The 20195-nt window shown below is 59.8% G+C and carries 19 protein-coding genes and 1 pseudogene; 7 read left to right on the top strand and 13 right to left on the bottom strand.

Going from position 1 to position 20195, the window contains the following annotated elements:
• Window positions 1-143: 143 nt before the first annotated feature.
• From ACYZUM_RS28340 to ACYZUM_RS28360, 5 genes are all read right to left on the bottom strand, one after another.
• Window positions 144-1418 (bottom strand): type II toxin-antitoxin system HipA family toxin, encoded by a 1275-nt coding sequence (locus tag ACYZUM_RS28340; RefSeq protein ID WP_108181379.1) that lies wholly within the window; start codon window positions 1416-1418, stop codon window positions 144-146.
• Window positions 1415-1894, bottom strand: coding sequence for a helix-turn-helix domain-containing protein (locus ACYZUM_RS28345; protein WP_108181380.1), 480 nt, complete (start codon window positions 1892-1894; stop codon window positions 1415-1417). Before ACYZUM_RS28345 ends, ACYZUM_RS28340 begins: the two co-directional genes overlap by 4 nt.
• Before the next feature lie 390 nt (window positions 1895-2284).
• Window positions 2285-2584 (bottom strand): hypothetical protein, encoded by a 300-nt coding sequence (locus tag ACYZUM_RS28350; RefSeq protein ID WP_108181381.1) that lies wholly within the window; start codon window positions 2582-2584, stop codon window positions 2285-2287.
• A 346-nt stretch (window positions 2585-2930) separates the two neighbouring features.
• Window positions 2931-4058: a hypothetical protein gene (locus tag ACYZUM_RS28355; protein WP_108181382.1), complete on the bottom strand. Its 1128-nt coding sequence runs from the start codon at window positions 4056-4058 to the stop codon at window positions 2931-2933.
• Window positions 4059-4152: 94 nt separating this feature from the next.
• Window positions 4153-4440 carry a hypothetical protein gene (locus ACYZUM_RS28360; protein WP_108181383.1) on the bottom strand — a complete coding sequence of 96 codons (288 nt, stop codon included), beginning with the start codon at window positions 4438-4440 and terminating at the stop codon, window positions 4153-4155.
• Window positions 4441-4730: 290 nt separating this feature from the next.
• Between ACYZUM_RS28360 and ACYZUM_RS28365 the strand changes: the two genes are divergently transcribed.
• Complete coding sequence (locus ACYZUM_RS28365) at window positions 4731-5234, top strand: polysaccharide deacetylase (protein WP_108181384.1); 504 nt, start codon at window positions 4731-4733, stop codon at window positions 5232-5234.
• Window positions 5235-5253: 19 nt separating this feature from the next.
• Here the strand turns inward: ACYZUM_RS28365 and ACYZUM_RS28370 are convergent, their stop codons facing one another.
• Window positions 5254-5382: a hypothetical protein gene (locus ACYZUM_RS28370; protein ID WP_260687873.1), complete on the bottom strand. Its 129-nt coding sequence runs from the start codon at window positions 5380-5382 to the stop codon at window positions 5254-5256.
• A 246-nt stretch (window positions 5383-5628) separates the two neighbouring features.
• On the opposite strand from ACYZUM_RS28370, the gene ACYZUM_RS28375 reads away from it, so the two are divergent.
• The 3 genes from ACYZUM_RS28375 (at window position 5629) to ACYZUM_RS28385 (ending at window position 9425) form a co-directional block, all read left to right on the top strand.
• Window positions 5629-7557, top strand: coding sequence for a RecQ family ATP-dependent DNA helicase (locus ACYZUM_RS28375; protein ID WP_108181385.1), 1929 nt, complete (start codon window positions 5629-5631; stop codon window positions 7555-7557).
• 148 nt (window positions 7558-7705) lie between these two features.
• Window positions 7706-8932 carry a 3-hydroxyacyl-CoA dehydrogenase gene (locus ACYZUM_RS28380; protein ID WP_108181386.1) on the top strand — a complete coding sequence of 409 codons (1227 nt, stop codon included), beginning with the start codon at window positions 7706-7708 and terminating at the stop codon, window positions 8930-8932.
• Between the two features lie 61 nt (window positions 8933-8993).
• Window positions 8994-9425, top strand: coding sequence for an acyl-CoA thioesterase (locus ACYZUM_RS28385; RefSeq protein ID WP_108181387.1), 432 nt, complete (start codon window positions 8994-8996; stop codon window positions 9423-9425).
• A 64-nt stretch (window positions 9426-9489) separates the two neighbouring features.
• On the opposite strand, the pseudogene ACYZUM_RS28390 reads toward ACYZUM_RS28385, so the two are convergent.
• From ACYZUM_RS28390 to fdhD, 3 genes and pseudogenes are all read right to left on the bottom strand, one after another.
• A pseudogene (locus tag ACYZUM_RS28390) lies at window positions 9490-9968 on the bottom strand (glycine zipper domain-containing protein).
• A 347-nt stretch (window positions 9969-10315) separates the two neighbouring features.
• The gene (locus tag ACYZUM_RS28395; RefSeq protein ID WP_108181388.1) at window positions 10316-12664 is read right to left on the bottom strand and encodes an FdhF/YdeP family oxidoreductase; all 2349 of its coding nucleotides are present in this window, start codon (window positions 12662-12664) and stop codon (window positions 10316-10318) included.
• Window positions 12661-13500, bottom strand: a complete 840-nt coding sequence (fdhD, locus tag ACYZUM_RS28400; protein ID WP_086793967.1) for a formate dehydrogenase accessory sulfurtransferase FdhD — start codon at window positions 13498-13500, stop codon at window positions 12661-12663. The genes ACYZUM_RS28395 and fdhD overlap by 4 nt, the downstream gene beginning before the upstream one ends.
• Before the next feature lie 235 nt (window positions 13501-13735).
• On the opposite strand from fdhD, the gene lysM reads away from it, so the two are divergent.
• Window positions 13736-14176: a peptidoglycan-binding protein LysM gene (gene lysM, locus ACYZUM_RS28405; protein WP_027611221.1), complete on the top strand. Its 441-nt coding sequence runs from the start codon at window positions 13736-13738 to the stop codon at window positions 14174-14176.
• 102 nt (window positions 14177-14278) lie between these two features.
• Here lysM and yrfG read toward each other — a convergent pair whose 3' ends face one another.
• Window positions 14279-14941, bottom strand: coding sequence for a GMP/IMP nucleotidase (gene yrfG, locus ACYZUM_RS28410; RefSeq protein ID WP_108181389.1), 663 nt, complete (start codon window positions 14939-14941; stop codon window positions 14279-14281).
• Window positions 14942-15029: 88 nt separating this feature from the next.
• Between yrfG and nudE the strand changes: the two genes are divergently transcribed.
• Window positions 15030-15596 carry an ADP compounds hydrolase NudE gene (gene nudE / locus ACYZUM_RS28415; RefSeq protein ID WP_047600934.1) on the top strand — a complete coding sequence of 189 codons (567 nt, stop codon included), beginning with the start codon at window positions 15030-15032 and terminating at the stop codon, window positions 15594-15596.
• A gap of 11 nt (window positions 15597-15607) precedes the next feature.
• Window positions 15608-16435: a 3'(2'),5'-bisphosphate nucleotidase CysQ gene (cysQ, locus tag ACYZUM_RS28420; RefSeq protein WP_108184353.1), complete on the top strand. Its 828-nt coding sequence runs from the start codon at window positions 15608-15610 to the stop codon at window positions 16433-16435.
• 85 nt (window positions 16436-16520) lie between these two features.
• On the opposite strand, the gene ACYZUM_RS28425 is transcribed toward cysQ, so the two are convergent.
• The 3 genes from ACYZUM_RS28425 to ACYZUM_RS28435 are packed head-to-tail and all read right to left on the bottom strand — an operon-like array spanning window position 16521 to window position 20163.
• Entirely contained in the window at window positions 16521-16976 is a 456-nt protein-coding gene (locus tag ACYZUM_RS28425) for a thioesterase domain-containing protein (protein ID WP_108181390.1), read from the bottom strand.
• Window positions 16973-18358, bottom strand: coding sequence for a sigma-54-dependent transcriptional regulator (locus ACYZUM_RS28430; RefSeq protein WP_041071294.1), 1386 nt, complete (start codon window positions 18356-18358; stop codon window positions 16973-16975). Before ACYZUM_RS28430 ends, ACYZUM_RS28425 begins: the two co-directional genes overlap by 4 nt.
• On the bottom strand, window positions 18355-20163 hold the full coding sequence (locus ACYZUM_RS28435; protein ID WP_041071297.1) for a sensor histidine kinase: 1809 nt from the start codon (window positions 20161-20163) through the stop codon (window positions 18355-18357). Before ACYZUM_RS28435 ends, ACYZUM_RS28430 begins: the two co-directional genes overlap by 4 nt.
• Window positions 20164-20195: the final 32 nt, after the last annotated feature.

The raw sequence follows: 20195 nt of genomic DNA on the forward strand, positions 1-20195 counted from the left end.
TTTTATCGCTTTAGAGGAAGATTAGATCATAGCCATCAGATGGCCAGTGTGCCAACCAATTAGTTCACTAGGTTGATGAGGTGGCTTTTTTCGAAGTGTTAAAAAGCCATCTGAGCTGCAAGTTACTTGCTTGGCCATGAGTGTTACTGTCGGCCAGAATCCCGAAACGCCGGCTCCATGCTGTCCTGCTCACGCTTAGACAGGCGCAGAACCCCAGCGATGGTTTGCCACTGACTAACAACGGCCCGAAACCGTTCGATGATATTTTCTGTATTTTCCCGGCTGACTCGAAAAAACTCTGCCACTTCTCTAGCCAATTCCAGATCCAAGGCGTTATCAAAGTCCGTGATGTTCAGTTTCAACCCATCCGCATTCGCCACGGGATTAATGTCGTAAGCCTCGGACAACCGCCACCCGCGACCAGGGTCGAGAAGGAATCCGTGGTTACGCAGATGGTCGTCGGTGTTTGAAACGAGAATATTGAAGACAATTCGCGACCATAGCTCGCGCAGGTCGGTGTCGACTTCAGAGCCGTGTTCAATGATTACTCGAGCCAGTTCGATGTAGCTGGCGCCATTCGAGGCATCGTCACCGTCGACGCGGTCGGTCATGGTCATGGCGGAGGCGAAGTGGAAGCGGCCGCCGGATTTGCTTCGGTCAAAGCGTTTAACCATGAAGCAGTGATGCTGGCTCGCGTAACGTTGAGCGGTGCCAGTCGCTACTCTTAAGCCGCAGTTCTTGGCGAGAGCATTCACCACCATTTCCCAGGCACCGACGTCGTAGTCATCTCGAATGCTAGGAAACTTGGCGATCCACAGATGACCGTGCCGATCTGCGACGCTGGCCTTGGGTCTGGCGCCACCCAGCGAGCCGCCGGGTGCGATCAGCATTTTCAGCCACTCGCGTCCTTCAAGTGCTGTGTTATCCGGATCGTTTTCCAGTGCGCGGCTCGCTTGCTCCAGTGCGCGCAACTCCAGAAACGGCGGGGCTGCTATGCCGTCGCGGTCATCAAGAAAGTTGCCTTCATCGTTAAGCTTGTAGCGCAGGCCTCCAACGCGAAAGAGGTCATGTACACCCAGTAGGCAGTCGGATTCGTAAAGCTTGCTGCCGCTTGGCAACAGCCCGTCTCGAATGTCTCGCTCCAGACGCCGTTTCATCAATAAACGTCCCCAACGATCGGGGCTTGAGTCTGCAAACGCGCCGAACTGGGTTTGGTGCCCGCCGGGGAACTGGTGTCCTTCGAAAAAGTTGATACGGGGATCGAGCTTCATGAAGTTCAGTTCAGGATCGGCCAGTGCGGCTGGATCGTACTCAAACTCGAACACTTCGTTAGCACGGGCCTTTCTGACATGCAGGAATCCGAGGCGTCTTGCGCCATTTAAGGATTCCCAATCTGCATAAACCGCAATTCGCGTCATTCTTCACCTGTTTTGGAGCCGCTTTTTTTCTTGTTCAACAGTTCTGAAAGCGAGTGGGTGTTGAGGGGAAAATCTTCCGTCAGGCTGGCGATGTAGGCGCTGTCTTCCTCCACTCTTGTGCTCTTTTCGCCGACCAGAGGCGACCTCTTGATCCTGGATGTTCCGCGTACTCGTTGGGGGTTTGATCCAGGCAGCAATTGCGCGTCCTGCAATCGGCGCCCCATCTCATCGGCCTCGGCCAGTTTATTCAGATCCTTTTCCAGCCCGAGTACCTGCATGACTGATAGATAGGCACCGATGGTTACTCCCGAGCCACCAGACTCCAGTGAGCGCAGGGTTGTCAGCGACATGCCTGATCGTTCTGCGACTTGTTTGGCCGTCAGTTTACGGCGCAGGCGGGCCAGCTTCAGGCGCTCGCCAAACTCGGAAAGCAGTCTGGAAGTCGCGGGCAAGAGCGGTGCTGTCTTATTAGCCATGTGCCAATATTCCTTCATTTTTAAGCCTTAACTACCAGAATAGTAGCACTTAAGACTAAGAAGAATGTTCGGCAAGACAAGTGGAGGCAGAAACAGCTAACTGGAAGTATTCCACCTGTTTTTATGGCTAATAAGCATAATTTTGGTACTTATTTGTCTTCGTCATTGTCAGGAAACGGTGTGCTTTGAAGGTGCTCTTCAATTTTCCAGCGGCATCTTTGGAGCAGTTGGCGAGTCGAGGTCTCCGTGCTCGCGGCGAAAGATTTCATCTGCCTGTTTGACGCTTTCCATCAGCTCATCAAAAAATTTGCTCACGAGAATCTCCATCATTTGATTGCGTTTTTTCCATCGCTCTCAGGTATTGCCTGAGAGCGATTCGCTCACTCAGCTTCAGGCCGGGGCTTTCCAGCTGAGCATTTTCTGCTGGGCGACTTGCAGCAGGTCGCTGCCGTCTTTGGTCAGCAGGTAGAGGGCATGGGTGATGTGCGGGATGTCTTCGACGTCGGCGTGTTTGAAGCAGATGCAGTAGAGCGTTTGCAGCAGGTCACTGGACGCACGCAGGCGCTGGACGGCGCATTCGAGGATGTCTTGCGGGTTGGCATCGGTGTCGATGACCAGGGGCTTGGTGTCAGTGAGGTTGGAGTCGACGGGGCGGTAGCGATCGGAGTGGAGCTCGTTCCATGATTTCATTTTTAGATCCTCAATTGCTTCGAATGAAGCCACCACATCGTGACCAAGCGACTGGAGGCGACTGTGTTCGGGTTGGTCAACCGGTGAGGATCATGCACATACCCGGCACGCTCGAAAGCGTCCCAAACACAGCCACCATAACGCTGCTGGCAATTGAGTGCCGGCAGCATACAGCGGACGCGAATGCATGATCCAATCGGGTGACCAAGCCCGAGCCGCTGAATTGGCAGCGACAGTCACAACTATAGGTTTCGGCCTATCGGCGCCGATAGAAGACAAGGCGCCGCTGCGTGTAGGAACGGGATGCAGATTCGAGCAGGCCGTTCCTACAGATCTATCACGGTTTTCAACGAATCGCCCGATACCCCTCGACATCCAGCACACTCGTCGTCAGTCCGGTCGCCGGCGCGTAGATCCCGCCCTTCACCGACGAGAAAGGCAAACCTCTGCTGCCCAGCGACACGTAGCGTTCGCCTTGGTCCAGTTCGGTGAACCAGGTGTAGGAGTACTTTTCCATGGCCTTGTATTTCGCGGCGTCCCTGACCATCGCATCGCCGCATTGCTTCAGGGCGGCGTCGCTCAGGTTCAGGGAGTTGGTCAGCGGGGTGCCCCAACGCTTGAGGCAGGTCTCGGCGAAGTGGCGCACGAATTGGCCGGGTTCGGCGAGGACCTTCGGGCCGGCGTTGCCGTCAGCGGCAGCGTTGCCGACCAGGGTGGCGTGGCGGCCGGGGATCGGGAAGATATGCGTGCGCGTACCGGTAGCCGTTTGCGGGATAACGCAGCTGAAACCTTTCGAACGCTCGTCGCGGGCATAGAAGCCAACGTACTCTTTGACGTTGCTGTTGAGTTTGACCCGATGTTCCTGGAAGTTGCCGATACCGGGCACCGGATCAATGGCGAGGATCTTCACCGGAATGCTTTTCAAAGCACTGTCATTGAACATGGCGTTGGCCAGCATATGGCAACTTATACCGCCTCGACTCCAGCCGACCAGGTTGACCTGAGTGGGAATAATGCCATCCTTGCGGAACGTTTTAATGATTTGCTCCTGCAACTTCTGCTGGGTCACGCTGCGTTCTCCGTAGTTGTATTTACGCCAAAACCAGGAGCCTTCGATTTTTACATCTTCAATGGGAATACCGGCCGCTTTGAGACGGTTGTATTCCGCTTCGGTCAGTTGTTGGCGTTGCCAGTCGCACTTGCCTTTGATGATGTTCATTGCGTGCAGCACGTTTTCCTCCCAGCCCTTGCCGAACAACGTGCCGCTGAGACCGTAGTCGGCAGATTTGGTGAACAGCTCATCGGCCTGCAGGTTACTGGAGCCGGGGCCGTCGACGACAATCCATTCGGCGAACTCGCGGCCCGCGTGGTGCGAAGCGAGAGTGGACACCAACTCGCCGTTCCAATAGTTGTTGTTGCTGGTGTCGAACTTGGTGGAACCCGTGCCGCAAAAGAAAATAGTCAATGTGCTCATCATGTTGCTCTTGAATGAATTAAGAGCAAGCAGGCTAGTTTTTTATATTGCGGATATGAAGTGGTTAGTTGTTGCGTTGTTTGTGCGCGTGATTTTATAAAGCGTTTGCAAGTTGAAGTTTTGCTACTTCCAGAAGTTCGCAGCCGTCTTGGGTCAATAAATACAGGGCGTTGACGATGTTCGGGATGTCTTTGACATCGGCCTGTTTGAAACACAAACAGTAAAGAGTCTCCAGCAAATCGCTGGCGGCACGCAGGCGTTGATGCGCAGCGTCGAGCAGTTCGCCGTGGCTGGCTTGGGTATCTATGGTCAGCACCGGATGATCGCCGTCGGTGCTTTTGAGCGGGCGATAACGATTGGCCAGCGGGTTATGCATGTTCATGTTCAGACGTGTCCTGTACGAAGTCGCTCCAGTGGTTGCAGCCGCGCCGGCCACTATAGAAGTGCGTGGCAAGGGGTCACAAGACCGCCGTGATGGACGGAGTTCGTAGGGGTTTTTCCGAGACTCGGGCAATTGCCCTACAAGGTTTTGCAGCTTTTTCGAGGTAAAACCCTTAGCGCAGAAATTTCCCACGGGATTCACAGGCGTTTCTTGAGAATCCTCTGTATGGTGCGCGCCAGAAACTGTAGGACGTTTCCAAACGTCCGATGCGCGCTTAAAGGGAATTGAGTATGCGGTGGCTACGAATAGCCTCGATTTTATTGCTGGGGACCATGGGTTGTCGCTTGGCCGTAGCTGCTGATGCCGGCAACGGCTGGGTGTTTGTCGATCTGCAACGCACCGGCTGGCCCGACGCGCTGTCCAGCCAGGCCCGCATCGATACTGCTTCACGTGCCGAAGTGTTGATGTTCGCCAAAGTCCTGTTGGCGAGTGAAACGCTGGATGCTGGCGCACTGCAACGGCAACTGGATGTGCCGCATGTGCGGCTCAAACCGATCCGACAGGTGCGCGAGGGACTGTGGGAGCGTTTGCTGGGCATTTATCGCAACGCCAGTCAGGACTGTGGCGAACAGCTGTTCTGTGCACGAGTGCGCAGTGTGGCGGACCTGCGACAACTGGCGGCGGCGTTTACCGGCGATATCAGTCCGGCCCATGCACAGTGGGCGAGCAAGAGCCAGGGTGTGCATGAACAGGAACTGAATGCGCAACTTCGGGTGGCCGTGCTGCGTCCCTAGCCTGTCGTTGCGACGAGACCTAGGTGACTACGTGATCTGCAGTGGCGCGCATGGCGAGGGGCGGAATGTCATCGGGGAGTTGCATGCATCCGCCCAGCAACAGCGATGCGAGCGTCAGGGTGAGGAGCAGTTTCAGTCTGTCGGACATGTTTATTCCTTGAGTTGACCCACGGGTGTCGGCCGTCCTGGCACGACGCTCGTTTCGTGGATGCGGCGCACGTTACCTGCCTTGCGGTCAGGCCGGCGAGAGGCAAATTGTTTCCTTTGTTTGATCCGGTGGGATCCGCCCCGGCGCTGTATCATCCCGTATCGAATTGACCCCCGACCTTTTCTCGACTCGCTGTGATCGCCCGCTAGGCTGTTGGCATCACAGCGGTCAACGGAGTGACAGCGCATGCACCACACCCTGGAACAGGTTTTCGGTTATCCACAGTTTCGACCCGGGCAGGAAGCGGCAATCAGCGCTGTATTGGCCGGGCGCTCGGCGGCGGCGATTTTCCCCACCGGGTCCGGCAAGTCACTGTGCTATCAAGTGCCGGCGCTGTTGCTGCCGCATCTGACCCTGGTGGTGTCGCCGCTGTTGGCGTTGATGCAGGATCAACTGGCATTCCTCAAACGTCACGGTATCAGTGCCGGCAGCATCGATTCGGCGCAAAGTCGCGATGATGCCAATGACGTGATGGCCCGCGCCCGTTCGGGTGAATTGAAGATTCTGATGATTTCGGTGGAGCGCCTGAAGAACGAGCGTTTCCGCAACTTTTTGCAGCAGGTGCCGATCTCGTTGCTGGTGATTGATGAAGCGCACTGTATTTCGGAATGGGGCCACAACTTCCGCCCCGACTATCTGAAGCTGCCGGACTATCAGCGCCAGTTCAACATCCCGCAAACCCTGCTGCTGACGGCCACGGCGACGCCGAAAGTTGTCGCCGACATGCAGGCCAGATTCGCCATCGCCGCTGCTGATGTGGTGACCACCGGTTTCTATCGACCCAACCTCAATCTGCTGGTGGAACCGGTACGCGGCGAGGACAAACGCCGGCGCCTGGTGGAGTGGATGAGCGAGCGTCCAGGCCAGCCGAGCATTGTCTACGTGACGCTGCAGAAAACTGCCGAACACATCGCCGAGCATCTGGGGCGCAACGGCATACAGGCCCAGGCCTATCACGCCGGTTTGCCCAATGATCAGCGCGAGGCGATTCAGAAGGAATTCATGGCCGGGCAGTCCAATTGCATCGTCGCAACCATTGCCTTCGGTATGGGGATCGACAAGAGCGACATCCGCAACGTGGTGCATTTCGACTTGCCGAAATCCATCGAAAACTACAGTCAGGAAATCGGTCGCGCCGGACGCGACGGGCAGCCGTCGGATTGCCTGGTGCTGGCCAACCGCGACAGCCTCAACGTGCTGGAAAACTTCGTCTACGGCGATACCCCGGAGCGTGAGGGGATTCGTTGTGTGCTGGAAGAAATGCAGGCTGCCGCAGCCGAAGGGCAGTGGGAGTTTCTGCTCGGGCCGCTGGCCGACCAGAGCAACATTCGCGCGTTGCCGCTGAAAACTTTACTGGTGCAAATGGAGCTGTGCGGTTTGATCGCGCCGCGCTATGCCTATTACGCCGAATACCGTTTCAAATACCTGCTGGAGCCGGAAGCCTTGCTTGAGCGTTTCGACGGTGAGCGCAGGGATTTCGTCGCGGCCATCATCCACACCTCCAGTCGCGCACGCACCTGGGCCACGGTGAATTTCGAAGCGATGTACACGCAGTATTCGGCTGAGCGCAACCGGGTGGTGAAGGCGCTGGATTACTTTCAGGAGAAGGGCTGGGTCGAGCTTGAGAGCAAGCAGATGACCGAGGTCTACAACGTGCTGCACAGTGATTTCGACAGCGCTGTTTTGAGCGCCGAATTGCATGCGTATTTCACCCGGCATGAACAGACTGAAATAGCACGGATTCACGCCATGCTCGATCTGTTCGGCACTGAGCGTTGCCTGGGTCATCGCCTGGCCGAGCACTTCGGCGATCACAACGCCCCCGAGCGATGCGGGCACTGTTCGGTGTGCCACGGTGATGTCGCACGCCTTCCGGCGCCTCCCGAGTTGCCAGCGCTTGTGGATAAAAACTTCGCGGCGCTGTGCGGTGATTTTATCCACAGGCACGAACAGCACACTGGCAGTGTGCCGACGGCGGAGCGGCTGACGCGGTTTCTGTGCGGGATCAGTGTGCCGTTGTTCACCAGGTTAAAGGCACGGACGATTTCGGGGTATGCGGCGCTGGAGGAGTATCCGTACGCCGAGGTTCGCAGTTGGGCTCAAGAACATCTCTGATAGGTCGGCGGTTCCTGCAGTGTGCGATTTCAGGGCGATTGGGGTTTATCCATGCGCTGAATGTCGCTCATCACGGTAATAAACTTCAAAAACGTCCGGTGCCTGACTATGGTGAAGGCTGTCTTTGGATCGCCAACAAGAGAACAACATGAGCCAGACATCCTTCGATATTCAGCAAGCTGCCGTGATCGGCGCGGGCACCATGGGCCGCGGCATTGTCATGTGCCTGGCCAATGCTGGCATCGCCGTGCAGTGGGTCGATAACAATCCACAGATGCTTGAGCAGGCACTGGCGACGGTGGCCGACACCTATGCACACAATGTGCGTCAGGGCCGGATCGATCAGGTCGAAGCCGACGCACGCCTTGCCCGGATCAGCGCGGCGGCGGATTACCCGGCGATTCGCAATGTCGATCTGGTGATCGAAGCGGTATACGAAAACCTTGAGCTCAAGCAGAAGATCTTTCGCGAGCTGGATGGCCTGCTCAAGCCTGAGGCGTTGTTGGCGAGTAACACTTCGGCGCTGGATATCGACGCGATTGCTGCTGCGACTCGACGTCCGTCGCAAGTGCTCGGCCTGCATTTCTTCAGCCCCGCGCACATCATGAAACTGCTGGAAATCGTCCGTGGGGCACAGACTTCGCCGCCTGCACTGGAAGCGGCGCTGGCGCTGGGCAAGCGCATGGGCAAGGTCAGTGTGGTGTCGGGCAACTGCCACGGCTTTATCGGCAATCGTATGCTGCATCCGTACGTGCTGGAGGCGCGCAAGATGCTGCTCGAGGGCGCTTATCCACAACAGGTGGATGCGGCGCTGCAGGGGTTCGGTTTCGCCATGGGGCCGTTCCGCATGTATGACGTCGTCGGTATTGATCTGGAATGGCGCGCACGCGAGCTGGCCGGCAAGGGGCAGGATGCGCCGGAGGTTCAGGTGGACAACCGTTTGTGCGAGATGGGCCGCTTCGGGCAGAAATCCGGCAATGGTTATTATCACTATGAGCCGGGCAGTCGACAGGCCGAGCCTGATCCCGAAGTCGATGCACTGGTGCTGCGGGTCAGCGAAGAGCTGGGCTTCCAGCGCCGCGCGATCGGTCCGGAGGAGATTCTGGAGCGTTGCCTGCTGGCGCTGGTCAACGAGGGCGCAAAGATTCTTCAGGAAGGCATTGCCGGGTCGGCCCATGACATTGATCTGGTGTACCTGAACGGCTACGGATTCCCGGCCGACAAGGGCGGTCCGATGGCCTGGGCGGATCAGCAGGGGCTGGCGGACATTCATCAGCGCTTGCTGGCACTGCAAACGCGGCAGGGTGATCAGTGGCAACCGGCGCGCTTGATTGGCGAGCTGGCGGCTCAGGGCAAGGGGTTTGCCGAACGCTGATTGCTAGAGCCACCAAGGTTTCGCCTTTAGACTGCTCGCAAAACTTCCTGGATCAATGCTGATGTCCAACCCGATGCCACAACGCTCCGATTACCCGCATTTCCAGCCGGTCACCACGCGCTGGCACGACAACGACGTCTACGGGCATGTGAATAATGTCACCTATTACAGCTTCTTCGACACTGCAGTGAATACCTACCTGATCCAGGTCGGCGGCCTGGATATTCATGACGGCGAGGTGGTGGGGTTTGTGGTCAGTTCGGCCTGTGACTACTTTGCCTCGATCGCTTTTCCGGACTTGATCGAGATCGGTCTGCGGGTCGGCAAGCTGGGCAACAGTTCGGTGCAATACGAATTGGCGTTGTTCAAGGTCGGTGAAACTGAGGCCTGTGCGGCGGGGCGTTTCGTCCATGTATTCGTGGAACGAACGAGCAATCAGCCGGTGTCGATTCCAGGCAGATTGCGTGAAGCGCTGGAGCGTCTGGTGGTTTGAACCAGAGCAAAAAAAATCGCAGCCCAAGGGCTGCGATTTTTGCTTTCCCGCTTAACGCAACGGATTAGTCGCGATAGTAGCGGTGATGTTTGCGGTGACCATAAGCGTGGCCACGGCCAGGATGACGGTCGCGGTAGTAGCGACGGTCGTCGCGGCCGCGATCGTAATGACGATCATCGTCACGGCTTTCGTTACCCATGTAGTTGCCCAGCGCGCCACCGGCGCCGCCACCTGCTGCGGCGCCGATCAGGCTGCCGGTGGTGCCGCCCATGCTGCGGCCGACCACGTTACCGCCGGCTGCGCCCAGCGCACCACCAATGGCTGCTTCGCCACGGCTGTGCTTGTTGGCGCCGACCGCGCTACCACCCGCGCCGCCCAGGGCTGCGCCAATGGTTGAACCTGTATTGCCGCCTAAAGACTGACCGACGACCGAGCCAAGAACCCCGCCCAATGCGCCGCCCACACCTGCTTCGGTGGTGCCTCCGGCAGAAGCGAAGCCACTGACCGGCCAAGGGACAACAAGAGAATCGAGGAGAACTTCATAGAGGAGCCTCAAAGGGATGACGGCGCGATCCTGAGGCTCTGTACCAAGACTGACAATCGAAATCCGACGAATAACACGACCTGTATACAATTCTGCAAGTTGCTGTTTTGTATGCGGAACTTAAGCGATTTTCGCCGGTCTTTAGCTACTTCGGACAGGCCGTTTTTGAGAAAAAACGGCCTTTTTTGTGGGCGTTCGAAAGCTTCAGGAAACTGAGACTCAACACAGATTCTTTGGCGAGGGAGCTTACTCCCGCCGGGCCGCGAAGCGGCCCCAAAAAATGCAAAACGGAGGCAGTCCTGCGGCCTCCAGCGGGAGCAAGCTCCCTCGCCACAGGGCCGCGAGTTTAAGCGGACTTGGCCATGATCAACCCGGTCTCACTGGCCGCCTCAAGGCGGATCGCAATGAACTTCGATGTCGGCGTATGGCTGCCATCTCCGGTGCTTTCCAGCGGCACCAGCGGATTTACTTCCGGGTAGTAAGCCGCCGCCTGACCGGCAGGAATATCAAACGCCAGCAAGGTAAAGCCTTTCACCCGACGCTCACGGCCATCGTCCCAGATCGACACGATGTCAGCCTTCTGCCCCGGGCGGAAGCCCAGGCGAATGATGTCGGCCTCGTTGGCGAACAGCACATCGCGCTGGCCCTTGACCCCACGATAACGGTCGTCGAGGCCATAGATGGTGGTGTTGTACTGATCGTGGGAGCGCATCGATTGCAGGATCAGGTCCGGCAGTTGCCCGGTGGCGCGGGTACGTTCGTGCACCAGATCCTTGGGCAGCCGGTTGGCGCGGAAATTGGCCCGGCCCGACGGGGTGTTCCACTTGCGTGCGCCAGCACTGTTGCCGAGGTAGAACCCACCTGGATTCTTGACCTTCTCGTTGAAGTCCTTGAAGCCCGGAATGGTATCGGCGATCAGGTCGCGGATGCGCCCGTAATCGGCCACCAGCCAGTTCCAGTCCACCGGTTTGCTGCCCAGCGTGGCGGCGGCGATCCCGGCAATGATCGCCGGTTCCGAGCGCATCTGGTTCGACAGCGGCTGCAACTGACCATTGGAGGCGTGAACCATGCTGAACGAGTCTTCCACGGTGACTGCCTGCGGGCCTTCGGTCTGGATGTCGATGTCGGTGCGGCCGAGGCAAGGCAGGATCAGCGCGTCCTTGCCGTGGGCCAGGTGGCTGCGGTTGAGCTTGGTGCTGATCTGCACCGTGAGGTCGCAGTTGCTCAGCGCCGCGAAGGTGCGCGGGCTGTCCGGCGTGGCCTGGGCGAAGTTGCCGCCCAGACCGATGAAGACCTTGGCGCGGCCCTCGGCCATGGCGTGGATCGCCTCGACCACGTTGTGCCCGTTGTCACGCGGCACCTTGAACTGGAAACGCCGCTCAAGAGCGTCAAGGAACGCTACCGGTGGGCGCTCGTTGATGCCCATGGTGCGGTCGCCCTGCACGTTACTGTGACCGCGCACCGGGCACAGGCCGGCCCCGGGTTTGCCGACGTTGCCGCGCAGCAGCATCAGGTTGGCGATTTCCTGGATGGTCGGCACCGAGTGGCGATGCTGGGTGATACCCATCGCCCAGCACATGATCACGTTCTTGCCTTTGGCGTACATGCGCGCCGCTTGTTCGATTTCCAACAGGGTCAGGCCGGACTGCGCGACGATCTGCTCCCATGGCGTGTCATCCACCACGCCGAGATACTCCAGCACGTTGGTGCTGTGGGCATTGAGGAAGTCGTGATCGAACACTGCAGGTTCACCGGCCTTCTGCGCATCGCGCTCCCACTGCAGGAGGAACTTGGCCATGCCGCGCAGTACCGCCATGTCGCCGCCCAGTGCCGGACGGAAGTACGCGGTGTTGGTCGGTTTGTCGCCATTGGTGAGCATTTCCAGCGGGTGCTGTGGATGCTGAAAACGTTCCAGACCGCGCTCTTTCAGCGGGTTGATGCACACCACTTGTGCGCCGCGCTTCACGGCTTCGCGCAGCGGCTCGAGCATCCGTGGATGGTTGGTGCCGGGGTTCTGGCCCCAGACGAAAATCGCATCGGCGTGTTCGAAGTCGTCGAAGGTGACCGTGCCTTTGCCGACGCCAACGCTCTGCGCCAACGCCACACCGCTGGCCTCGTGGCACATGTTCGAGCAGTCGGGGAAGTTGTTGGTGCCGTAGGCACGCACGAACAGTTGATACAGGTACGCCGCTTCGTTGCTGGCGCGGCCCGAGGTGTAGAACTCGGCTTGATCCGGGCTCGACAACGCTTGCAGGTGCTTGCCGATCAGGGCAAAGGCGTCGTCCCAGGCGATCGGCTTGTAGCGGTCGGTCTGCGCATCGTAGACCATCGGCTCGGTCAGGCGGCCCTGGTATTCAAGCCAATAGTCGCTCTGCTCCAGCAACGACGTGACGCTGTGTTTGGCGAAGAACTTGCCGTCCACTCGACGCTTGGTCGCTTCCCAGTTCACCGCTTTGGCGCCGTTCTCGCAGAACTTGACCATGCCGCTTTCCGGCGAATCGCCCCAGGCGCAGCCCGGGCAGTCGAAGCCGCCGTTCTGGTTGGTCTTGAGCATCATGCGCAAGTTTTTCAGCGCGTTGTCGCTGGTCAACCAGGCCTGAGCCACACTGATCAGTGCACCCCAACCGCCGGCAGGGCCCTTGTAAGGCTTGTAGCGCGGGACAGGTTTCTGGTCGGCTTGATGATGTTGGCTCACGCTTGGTTCTCCATCGCTGGGCTATAGACCCGCGGCGCATTCTTCTGCGGCAGGTGGATGAGATTGAGGTTGTGGCGACGGGCCCATTGCACGGCAAGGCCCGTGGGCGCGGACAGGCTGACCAGCGTCTGGATCCCGGCGCGCAACACTTTCTGGATCAATTCGAGACTGCAACGGCTGGTGACAATCGCCAGGCCGCCGTCGGTTGAAATCTTCTGGCGGATCAGCCCGCCAATCAGCTTGTCGAGGGCGTTGTGCCGACCGATGTCTTCACGGCCCAGCAGCAATTCACCGCTGGCGTTCATGAACACCGCGGCGTGTACCGCACCGCAGTGCTGGCCGAGGGGCTGGAACGCACCGATGCGCTGGCGCAGACCGTCGAGCCATGCGGCGGGCGGCAGCGGTGCGCCGGGCAGGACTTGCAGATCGGGCAGGGCCTGCTCGACAGCTTCAACGCCGCACAGACCGCAGCCGCTGGTGCCGGCCAGCTGTCGGCGCTGTTGTTTGAGGTTCCAGAACGCGCGGTTGGCGATCGTCACTTGCGCGTATTGCGCCGAGCCGGCGCCGGTCAGTTGCAGGTCATAAATGTCGCTGGCGTCTGCGATGATGCCGCTGCCGAGGCTGAAACCGACGATGAAATCTTCCAGATCCGTCGGCGTCACCAGCATCACCGCCTGACTGATGCCGTTGTAGGCGATCGCCAGCGCGACTTCCTCGGCGAGCGCGGTGCTGGCCGATTCCACAAGGGGCAGATCGCTGTAACTGTAGGTCTGGCTGGCGGCGGGCGCGGGCGTTTGAAGTGCAGGCGCCGCGCAAGTGGGGCGCTTGGCGTTCATGGCATCACCGACGGATTGATCAACGCTAAGACTAGGCGCGGCAACTTGTCGCGTCTAATCGCTACTGTCGATCTATTGATAGACGCCGTCGATCAAGCAAGGGGCCGCGATCTGCGGGACGCGCGCCAGACGCTTGAGCCAGCGGCGGAGCCGGGTCATTGGTCGGGCTGGAACCGGGTTCGGCAAACGTGGTCTAGGCTTGGACGTCTGGAATCCAAATCAAGGAGTGTGCGCCATGAGTCTGTTGAGCTTTGTGAAAGAGGCCGGTGAGAAACTGATCGATCTGCTGACCCCTGGTAATGCCAATGCCAGCGAGCAGTTGAAGGAACACATCAGCAAGGTCGGGCTGGGCAATCCGAATGTTCAGGCAACCGTGGATGGCGACAAGGTCACAGTGACCGGTGAGGTAGCAAGCCAGGAGGAGAAGGAAAAAATCCTGCTGGCGGTGGGTAACATCGAAGGCGTGGGCAGTGTTGATGATCAGATCACAGTGACCGGGCCGGTTGTGGCTGCGGCACGTTTTGTCGTAGTGAAGAAGGGCGACACCCTCAGCGCGATTTCCCTGGCGGTGTATGGCAATGCCAACCAATACAACAAGATTTTCGAAGCCAACAAACCGATGCTCAAGGACGTGAACAAAATCTATCCGGGCCAGACCCTGCGTATCCCCGAGTAATACAACATCCTGTAGGAGCTGCCGAAGGCTGCGATCTTTTGATCTTGTTTTTTAAACAATCAAAGTCAAAAGATCGCAGCCTTCGGCAGCTCCTACAGGAAATCAGAGTCCCTGGATCAAATCGCGGTAATCTTCAACCGCCGCAAACTCGGCCGTGTCCTTCGGCCCCTTGCGACTGTCCGGTTCTTTCACCGCCAACAAATGCGTCACACCAAATTCCCGTGCACTGCGCAGAATCGGCAACGTATCGTCAATGAACAGACTGCGCGCCGGATCAAAATCGATATCCGCCTGCAAGGCATCCCAGAACTGCGGGTTCTCTTTGGGATAACCGTAATCGTGTGAGCTGATCAGCCGTTCGAAATACGGCGCCAGTTCGACCCGCTCCAGTTTCAGCGACAGTGAATCGCGATGCGCGTTGGTGATCATGATCACCTGTTTGCCGGCCTCTTTGATCGCCTGCAGGAAGGTATCGGCATCCGGACGCAGCGCGATCAGGTGCGCGGTCTCCAGTTTCAGTTCACGTACCGAGAGCTTCAGTTCGGCACTCCAGAAATCCAGGCAGTACCACTGCAGCTGTCCGGCATGGCGCTCGAACAGCGGCTGCAGTTCCATGTCGGCCATGGCCCGGCTCACTCCGTGCAGATCGGCGTAGCGTTGTGGCAGGTGTTCCAGCCAGAAGTGGTTGTCGAAGTGCAGGTCCAACAACGTACCGTCCATGTCCAGCAGGACGGTATCGATGTCAGACCACGGTAAAGAAGGCATGGCAACGTCTCGAGCGGTAGAAAGATATCCGACACAAACAATCGGGAAAGCCGCGTTATAGTAGCGCGTTCACGCCAAGGAGCTTTGCATGCGCCAGAAACCCACTGTACTCGCCCGCGAGATTGTTGCCACCAGTCGTCTGTTTTGCGTCGAAGAACTGAAGCTGCGTTTTTCCAATGGCGTGGAACGCACTTACGAGCGTCTGGTCGGCAAAGGCGCGGGTTATGGCGCGGTGATGATTGTGGCGATGCTCGACAGCGAGCACGCGGTGCTGGTCGAGGAATACTGCGGCGGCACCGACGAATACGAACTGTCCTTGCCCAAAGGCCTGATCGAGCCGGGTGAAGATGTGCTGGCAGCGGCCGAGCGCGAGCTCAAGGAAGAGGCCGGTTTCGGCGCGCGCCAGCTGGAGCATCTGACCGAGTTGTCGCTGTCGCCCGGTTACATGAGCCAGAAGATTCAGGTGGTGCTGGCCACCGATCTGTACGAGGAGCGTCTGGAGGGCGACGAGCCCGAGCCGATGCGGGTCGACAAGGTCAACCTGCGTGAACTGGCGGCGCTGGCGCAAAACCCGCAATTTACCGAAGGCCGTGCCCTGGCGGCGCTGTATCTGGCGCGTGATCTGCTGACGCAGCGCGGGTTCTTTCAGTCATGAGTGAGATGTCGATGAATTTTTCCCATCCTTTGATGGCGCCAGTGGTTGAGCTGGCATTGCAGGCTGGCGAGGCGATTCTGCCGTTCTGGCGCTCTGGCGTGGAGGTCACCGCCAAGTCCGATGATTCACCGGTGACCGCAGCGGACATGGCCGCGCACCACGTGATCGTCGCCGGGCTGACCGCACTGGACTCCAGTATTCCGATTCTGTCCGAGGAGGACGCCAGCATTCCGCAGAGCGTGCGCGCCGGGTGGCAGCGCTGGTGGTTGGTGGACCCGCTGGATGGCACCAAGGAGTTCATCAGCGGCAGCGAAGAATTCACCGTCAACATCGCCCTGATCGAAAACGGGCGGGTGGTGTTTGGCGTGGTGTCGATGCCGACCAATGGCCGGTTCTATGTTGGCGGTGCCGGTCTCGGCGCGTGGCGTGGGGACAAGGGTGGTTCGCCGGTGGCGATTCAGGTGCGTGATGCGCTCGCGCCCGGTGAAGCGTTTACCGTGGTGGCGAGCCGTCGCCACTCCAGTGCGGAGCAGGAACGTCTGCTCGCCGGTTTGAGCGCCAGCCTGGGCGAGTTGCAACTGGCAAACATCGGCAGTTCGCTGAAGTTTTGTCTGTTGGCTGAAGGGGCGGCGGATTGTTATCCGCGATTGGCGCCGACGTCGCAATGGGACACCGCGGCGGCGCAGGGCGTGCTCGAAGGTGCCGGCGGCGAAGTGATGGATCTGCAGGGCGACGCGTTCTGTTACCCGGCGCGGGAATCGCTGCTCAATGAGTTCTTTCTGGCGTTGCCGGCGAAGGCGGCGTGGCGTTCAAGACTGTTGGAGCTGGCTCGCTCCTGAGATCAAAAGATCGCAGCCTGCGGCAGCTCCTACAGAGGATTTCGCATCCCCCTGTAGGAGCTGCCGAAGGCTGCGATCTTTTGCTTCAGCGGTGCAGAACGTATTGCCCGCTGAACGTCACAGCATCTTCATCACTCCCGGCGTTGACGATCCGCGTGTTGAGCGTCAATCGTGCCCGCCCATAACGCTGATACATCGCCAGAAACTTCTTCCAGACCGCCGCTTCCGGTGCCGGGCAAATCGCTTTGGCATCACCGGTCACAGGCAGCGGATAGCTGATCTGGCCTTCCTGAATCACGATGTGCCCGTCTTCGATGCCTTCTTCTTTCAGGCGCAGATGCAGCCAGCCCCAACCCGCCAGCACCGCGCCGCAGTAGAGACTGCCGCCGAACATGGTGCTCTTGTGATTGACGTTCGGCTCCAGCGGCAAGTGCAAACTCAACTGCTGCTCCTGCCAGGCGAGGACCTTCAGACCCATCTCGCGGGTCAGGGGAATGTCGTGATGCAGCACCGATTCCAGATAGCGACTGTCGCGGCTCATTCGGCTTCGTCTCCATGGGCGTTACTGTCGGCGAAATTCAAGCCGTGCTTGCGCAGTTTGTCGTGCAGGGTCTTGCGCGGAATGCCCAGGGCTTCGGCGAGGCTGCGCACCGAACTGTGGGAGCGCGCCAGTTCGGCGGCAATCAACGATTTCTCGAAGTTTTCCACTTGCTCACTCAGGCCGCCACTGATGACTTCCACGGCGGTGCCGCCGCCTTCACTTCCACTGTTGTCCAGTGCCAGTTCCAGACCGAGGGCGAAACGCTCGGCGGCGTTCTGCAGTTCGCGCACATTGCCGGGCCAGGTGTGGCGCAACAGCAAGGCGCGTTGCGCCGGTTGCAGTTCGTGCGGCGGCAGACCATGGCGGGCGCTGGCTTCGTCGGCATAATGCTGGAACAGCACCAGCGCATCTTCGCCGCGTTCGCGCAGTGGCGGAATGCGCAGCGGCGCCACGTTCAGACGGTAATACAAGTCGGCGCGGAAGCGTCCTTGATCGGCGGCTTGCCGCAGGTCTTCCTTGGTCGCGGCGATGACGCGGATGTCCAGCGGGATCAACTGATTGCCACCCAGACGTTCGACCACACGCTCTTGCAGCATGCGCAGCAGTTTCACCTGCACGTCCATGCTCATGCTTTCGATTTCATCGAGGAACAGCGTGCCGCCGTTGGCGAATTCGAACTTGCCGATCCGGCGTTTCTGCGCGCCGGTGAAGGCGCCCGGTTCATGCCCGAACAGCTCGCTTTCGACCACCGATTCAGCCAGGGCGCCGGCGTTGATCGCCACGAACGGCCCGTTACGCCGGCTCGACAGGTCGTGCAGCGCACGGGCCACGACCTCTTTGCCGGCGCCGGTTTCACCGAGAATCAGCACGTCGGCCTTGGTCGCCGCCAGTGCGCCGATCTGCTCGCGCAGGCGCAGCATCGGCGCCGAATGGCCGACCAGTCGCGCGCTCAATTCGTTACGGTCGCTGAGGGCCAGACGCAGGCTGCGGTTGTCCAGCACCAGCCGGCGCAGGGCGAGGGCGCGGCGCACGCTGTCGAGCAGGGCATCGCTGGCGAACGGTTTTTCCAGAAAGTCATAGGCGCCGGCCCGCATCGCCTGCACTGCCAGCGGCACGTCGCCGTGGCCGGTGATCAGCAACACCGGCAGCTCCGGATCCTGAGCGTGCAATTCGCTCAACAGTTCCAGGCCGTCCATGCCTGGCATGCGGATGTCGCTGACCACCACCCCGGGCCAGTCACGCTCCAGTTGCGCGGCGAGACCTTTGGCTTCGGACAGCGGAAGGATTTTCAGCCCGGCCAGGTCCAGGGTCTGGCCGAGGGCCTGACGCAGGTGCGGATCGTCGTCGATCAACACCACCTGAATGCGATTGTCGATGGTCATGCACTTCGATCCTCGGACGGTTGCAGGCTGACCCCGGGTGCGCCGGCGCGCAGCCGCAGGGTGATCAAGGCGCCACCTTGCTTGTGGTTGGCGAACGACAGTTCGCCGCCGAAGGCGCGCATCAGGGTTTCACAGATCGCCAGCCCCAGACCAAGGCCCTGAGTGCGGGTCTTGGTGGTGTAGAAGGGCTCGCTGGCGCGGCCGAGGGCTTCCATGCAAAAGCCCGGGCCGTTGTCGCGAATGTACAGATTGACGCCCTCGGCGGTGGATTCGGCACTCAGCCACAGTTTGCGCGGCGGGCCTTTTTCGGTCAGCGCATCGAGGGCGTTGGCCAGCAGATTGCCGAGCACCTGGCGCAGTCGGGTTTCCCCGGCCTCGACCCACAGGGTGGCGGCGGGCAGGTCGCGGATCAGCTCGACTTCCATGCTGCGGCGCCGTTTGGCCAGCAATGCCAGCGCATCATCCAGCGCCGGTTGCAGGGCCACGCTTTCCGGAGCATGGCGGTCGCGGCGGGCGAAGGCACGCAGGTGGGCGATGATCGAGGCCATGCGCCCGGTCAGTTCGCTGATCAGTTTGAGGTTGCCACGGGCGTCTTCGGTGCGTTGGTGATCAAGCAGCACTTCGGCGTTTTCCGCGTAGCTGCGGATCGCCGCCAGCGGTTGGTTGAGCTCGTGGCTGATGCTCGCCGACATCGTGCCCAGTGCCGAGAGTTTGCCGGCCTGGACCAGGTCGTCCTGGGCACGCACCAGCTCCTGCTGAGCCTGTTCGCGCTCCAGCACTTCCTGCTTGAGGCGCCGGTTGAGGCCTTCCAGATCGCTGGTCCGCTCGGCCACCCGGCCTTCGAGTTCACGGCGGGCCTTGGCTTCGAAGGCAATACGTTCCAGGTAATGTCGACGGCGCTGCATCATCAAACCGAGCAGGAGCATCACCACCAACAGCGTGGCGCCACCGATCGCGACAACGGTACGCACCGGGCGATCGATCAGCGTGCGCGGGGCAAGGATGCTGACGCTCCAGCCGGTTTCGGCGATGTTCACGGTCTGCGTCAGCCAGGCGTTTTCGCTGAGGTTCAGCGGACGCGGCTCGCGGGTCGGATAGGGCAGGATCGCGGTGATCGCCGAGCGCTCGGTGTCGCTCAACGTCCGGGTTGATCGGAAACGCCACTCCGGGCGCGAGGTGAGGATGACCACGCCGTTATGGTCGGTCACCAACAGTTGTTCCGGGGTTTTGCCCCACAGACTTTCGGTGTGATCGAGGTCGACCTTGATCACCAGCACGCCGATGATTTTTTCGCCATTGCGCACGGCGGCGGCGAAGAAATAACCGCGTTTGGCCGACGTAGTGCCGAGGCCGAAGAAGCGTCCCAGACGCCCAGCCATGGCTTCGCTGAAATACGGACGGAAAGCGAAATTGCGCCCCACGAAGCTGTCATGTTTGTCCCAGTTCGACGCCGCCAGGGTCTGGCCGCTGGTGTCCATCAGGTACATGACTTCTGCGCCAGTCTGTGCGGCGATGTTTTTCAGCAGGCGATTGGCGTTGCCCTGGGTGACGCCGTCGTCCGGTGCGCCGAGTACGGCGCGCAGGGCCGGCAGGTCGCCGAGGATCTGCGGCAACACTTCATAGCGGTGCAGGGTGCCCAGCAGGTTGGCGACGTAGAGGTCAAGGGTCTGGCGGTTTTGCCCGGCCAGTTCACTGCGGTAATAGCGCTCGGCCAGATGCTCAAGCGGCCACAGCAGCGGCGCCAGACACAGGGCCAGCAGGGCGAGGCTGCGCCAGCGGGGTCTGCGGGGAAGGGTAGGTTTCATGAGCCGAATGCGCCTGTAGTGACAGGCGCATT

Source organism: Pseudomonas sp. m6p, assembly GCF_055760375.1.